This window comes from Butyrivibrio sp. YAB3001 (genome assembly GCF_900112195.1).
Taxonomy (GTDB): domain Bacteria; phylum Bacillota; class Clostridia; order Lachnospirales; family Lachnospiraceae; genus Butyrivibrio.
This window is the reverse complement of record NZ_FOKR01000045.1, coordinates 1-4,070: the sequence shown is the minus strand read 5'-3', so window position 1 is coordinate 4,070 and position 4,070 is coordinate 1. Positions and strand designations below refer to the sequence as shown.

Genomic DNA, 4,070 nt, shown 5'->3' with positions numbered 1-4,070 from the left:
AAATTTGACAAAAAAATACAGACCAGATGTGGCCTGTAAGTACTTCTGATATAATTTAACTGTCAAACTCCCGAGCATGGAGCGTTATACTTATCAGTCTCTTTTGGAGGCTGATTTCTTATTTTCCGTTTTATTAATTATTTATCTATATTACATTTGTTTATTGGTCGTTATAATGATACTATATTGTTGTGAGAGTGGCGAAAAATAGGTCAATTGTAAAGACAAGGAAGTATTATGATTTATTATGATGATCTACCATTATCCAAAGATATCTTAGCTGCTTTAAATGAATTGAAAATAGATTATGTCTTTCAGCCCATATTTTACCCAGATGGAAAGACTGTCTATGCGTGGGAAGCACTTATGAGGCCCCACGATATGGATGTAACTGAACTTATAGCGGAATATGAAAAGCAGGACAAATTACATGTATTAGAGGTTGCTACTTTATTTGGTGCAACTCAAGCATATTTTATCAGGGGATATAAGGAATACTTATCGATTAATACATTTCCCAGTGAATTGTTTAGTAAAGAGGAAGTTGATGCTTTTATTTCGTACTATGGCGGACATAAGAATGCAATGATTTTGGAGTCACTGGAATACCCTTATTTATCAGTAGAAATTGCGCAGATAAAAAGAAAATATGCAGATATTAATAATAACCTGATTGCCATAGATGATTTTGGTACAGGCATTAATAATTTTGATGTGATCGATGCTGCTAACCCTAATATTGTAAAGATAGATCGGACATTACTGACCGATATTGATAAAGATACGTACAGACATGAACAATTGCGCGAAATAATTGATGCATTTCATGCAAGAAAAATAAGCGTGGTGGCCGAAGGAATCGAGACCGAAGGCGAGTTTGAAACAATGAAGGAATTAGGAGCAGATTTTTTCCAAGGGTACTATTTGAAAAGACCATCGTAAAGGGGAAAGTATTGGGGAACAGCCTATAATTCGAACCATCAATGACCATATGTTACATTATCATTTGTTTTATAATACGAGTAAGAATCAAGAAAAATAGCCATTTTCGCAGGATTTTTGCACCTCGAAAATGGCTAATAATTCATTTAAACTTATCAAATAATCCCATAATACAACCTGTTATTTAATCTTTTCCTTATTTGCTCTTATCAATGTGGACTTTGAGATCCCTGTCATAGCCGCAACTTGATTATAAGAGTTTTTCTTGAGCATAGCCAGAGCATGTTCCATTTGCTGCGGAGTGTATTTCTTTTTACGACCATCTCTATAGTTGGGGTTCTGTCTTGCTATTTCTCGGCCTTCTTGAGTGCGCTCTACTATCATATCTCGCTCAAACTCCGCAAATGCAAGCATAACTGTAAGAATAAGCTTTCCTGAAGGAGTGTGATCGATAAGTCCCATATTTAATACATGAATGGATATGCCCTGCTCATGCCAATGCTTGACCAGGTTTAGGCCATCTTCAGTGGATCTAGCAAGACGATCTAGCTTTGTGACAATCACCTTGTCGCCCTTCTTTAGGATTGCCTTGAGTTTATCGAGCTCCGGGCGATCAGCTTTTGTTCCGGTAAACGCATCCTTAAATATAATTTCAGCACCTGCAGCTCTCAGGAGCTTTTCCTGTGCCTCTAAAGAGTTACCATCTTTAGCCTGGTTTTTAGTACTTACACGACAATAGCCGTATTGCATATTCCCGCCTTTCAGATCACTCTATTCTCTCAAAATCTACCATTTTTGCATTTCCTTAACGACACCTATATATGACACCGCTCTATGATGCTATTTTACTGCATTGAAATACCGGTGTCAAATATTTTAAATTTTGACACCGGACATCCAAAGAAAACCTCAGCACTTAGCAAACGTTGTAAGGCTGAGGTTCGTTAATTTTGGTACTATAATTAGAGGAAAAATAATGGTGAAATGACAATGATTTGGTACAGAATTAGACTACGTTAGATTTGGTACGAATTTAGACATTAAGAAGGACCAGATAATGATCTGATCCCCCATAGTTATTATAATAGAAAGGCGCTCCGGAAAAGAACCGTTGAAAAACGCTATATATTATTGATATGTATTATATTTTTTTTTACGTCCTTTATAAAACGTATTCCGCTAGCGCCAAAGCTATATTGAAATGCCCTACATCATGCTGTCCCCCATCATCATTATCTTTATTACGTTCATCCCACTCAGGAGAATCCAGAAGATCTCCACTTGTAAAGAATGGGTATAGATCCAGCCCTCGGAAATCACACATTGCCTGAACTCCAGCACATTCCATTTCTACCGAAATACATCCATCAGCCTTGTGTTTTTCAAAATTATTCCTTGTTTCACGATAAAATGAGTCTGTTGTCCAGGTTTTGCCTTGTATATATGGAATTCCATTTACTTTCATACACGTAGCAACTATGTCGGAATTCTTTATAGCAATATAATCCGTTGCCGGTGCATAATGATATGAGGTCCCTTCATCTCTGTACGCAGCTGTCGGAACCATTACCTTGCCATGGGCAATGTCTTTATCCAAACACCCTGCTCCTCCGAATAGGATATACTTGTTGCAGTCTAATTCTATTGTTGCATCCTCCAAAAGACCGACTGTAATAGGTGCTCCTACATAGGTCTTGTAAAAAGCAAATCGGTGTTCATTTTGTTCTATAAGGTATACCGGTGTTTTTCCGGTTGCGCACCACAAAGATGCTATTTCAGTAGCTACATATTTTTCTACTACCGCTTTCTCAATCTGATGAGAAAAAGTTATTATGCATGCATCTACTTTTATTCTATTCTCCTTTTTCACAGGATTGATGATTGCCGGAGATTTGTTATCAAATGAATCTGTGATCATTTATTACTTCCTCAGTCTTAATCTTAGGTGATGAATTAGCCTATTGTACAGAGTTTTCCTCGTAGTACATACCCGATTTTTTCATAACAGGCATTTGATGCTGTATAGTCTGCATTTGTATAGAGCATAGGTGTATAGCCTGCAATCTGCGCTATTTTAGTGACTTGATAAACAAGATGCTCAGCATAATGATTTCTGCGGTAGGCCTTTTGTGTATACACTAAACTAATTGAAGCTAGCTCATCCGTAGGCTCATACTTACAACTCGCTACTTTCTTGCCCTGATCATTAACCCAGAAATATAGTCTTCCTGCCTTTGCATAATTCTCTCCATCTTCCCGATACTCTTTGGCAGTCTTCTTATCTACACCCACCTCGTTGTGAAACAAATCAAGAAAATCAATCAGTTCATCGACATCGTTTTCGGTACATTGGTAAATAGTTCCATCTACCTTTGATTCCGGTACAATTGCTTTTGGACAATCATATGCAAACATATTCATCGAAATTGCTAATTTAAGACCTTCATCCGCTGCTCTTTTCATAAAATAGTCTGCTAATTCATACTTAACGTTAAAGGTATGCTTCCCATCGAGTAACCCGTTCTCTTTTACATGCTGATAAGCATCTTCATATTCTTTATCCGAAGCTCCATCCGGAGTCCATATCCATACGGGATAAGGCACTCCTGTGAAACAAATAATAAGTCGCTTATGATCAGTTAAAAGCAAACTGCACTTTGCGCCAAGAATCCTTCTCAGAACAAAGAACGTGTACCTATCGTTTTCCAATAATTTGAAATCACTCTCATTAATATGATTGTCCATAAAACCTCCTCACTCAAATATGTTAGCCATTTTATTTCATCTTTGTGCGCTGCGGAACAGGCGGAGTATTTTTGTTTTTCATTAATGTATAACAAAAGCCTCATCAAAAGCTTGCTTGATGAGGCTTTGTAAATTATATCAGGTATAAAGCACTACCTATGCCTTATAAATAACCTTATCCTCATCGTACATATCAAAAACAGGCCCCTGAATCCTATTCACGGATGTTGTAATAGACATGTACATTTTGACGAGTATAAGACTTTCCATAGCATCTCTCTTTCTGACAATTTATTAGTTGATAGTATAGTTGACAGACAGATTGATGTCAATGTTTTTTTATTTCTTTACTTATATAGTTAATGAATGCTCGGGAGTTTGAC

General features: G+C 37.0%; 4 protein-coding genes. 1 reads left to right on the top strand and 3 read right to left on the bottom strand.

Translation table 11 applies throughout. The features are described from left to right. Positions 1-237: 237 nt before the first annotated feature. Positions 238-942 carry an EAL domain-containing protein gene (locus tag BM086_RS20275; protein ID WP_092332303.1) on the top strand — a complete coding sequence of 235 codons (705 nt, stop codon included), beginning with the start codon at positions 238-240 and terminating at the stop codon, positions 940-942. Positions 943-1,122: 180 nt separating this feature from the next. Here BM086_RS20275 and BM086_RS20270 read toward each other — a convergent pair whose 3' ends face one another. The 3 genes from BM086_RS20270 to BM086_RS20260 all read right to left on the bottom strand — a co-directional run bounded on the left by BM086_RS20270 (position 1,123) and on the right by BM086_RS20260 (position 3,687). Next, positions 1,123-1,692, bottom strand: a complete 570-nt coding sequence (locus tag BM086_RS20270; RefSeq protein WP_092332299.1) for a recombinase family protein — start codon at positions 1,690-1,692, stop codon at positions 1,123-1,125. Positions 1,693-2,104: 412 nt separating this feature from the next. Next, positions 2,105-2,860: a nucleoside phosphorylase gene (locus BM086_RS20265; protein ID WP_092332295.1), complete on the bottom strand. Its 756-nt coding sequence runs from the start codon at positions 2,858-2,860 to the stop codon at positions 2,105-2,107. Between the two features lie 35 nt (positions 2,861-2,895). Next, the gene (locus tag BM086_RS20260) at positions 2,896-3,687 is read right to left on the bottom strand and encodes a GNAT family N-acetyltransferase (RefSeq protein ID WP_092332290.1); all 792 of its coding nucleotides are present in this window, start codon (positions 3,685-3,687) and stop codon (positions 2,896-2,898) included. Between the last annotated feature and the right edge of the window lie 383 nt (positions 3,688-4,070).

Excerpts from the sequence above, each read along its gene's own strand:
- BM086_RS20270 (WP_092332299.1), bottom strand. The coding sequence starts at position 1,692 with ATGCAATACGGCTATTGTCGTGTAAGTACTAAAAACCAGGCTAAAGAT.
- BM086_RS20260 (WP_092332290.1), bottom strand. The coding sequence starts at position 3,687 with ATGGACAATCATATTAATGAGAGTGATTTCAAATTATTGGAAAACGAT.
- BM086_RS20265 (WP_092332295.1), bottom strand. The coding sequence starts at position 2,860 with ATGATCACAGATTCATTTGATAACAAATCTCCGGCAATCATCAATCCT.
- BM086_RS20275 (WP_092332303.1), top strand. The coding sequence starts at position 238 with ATGATTTATTATGATGATCTACCATTATCCAAAGATATCTTAGCTGCT.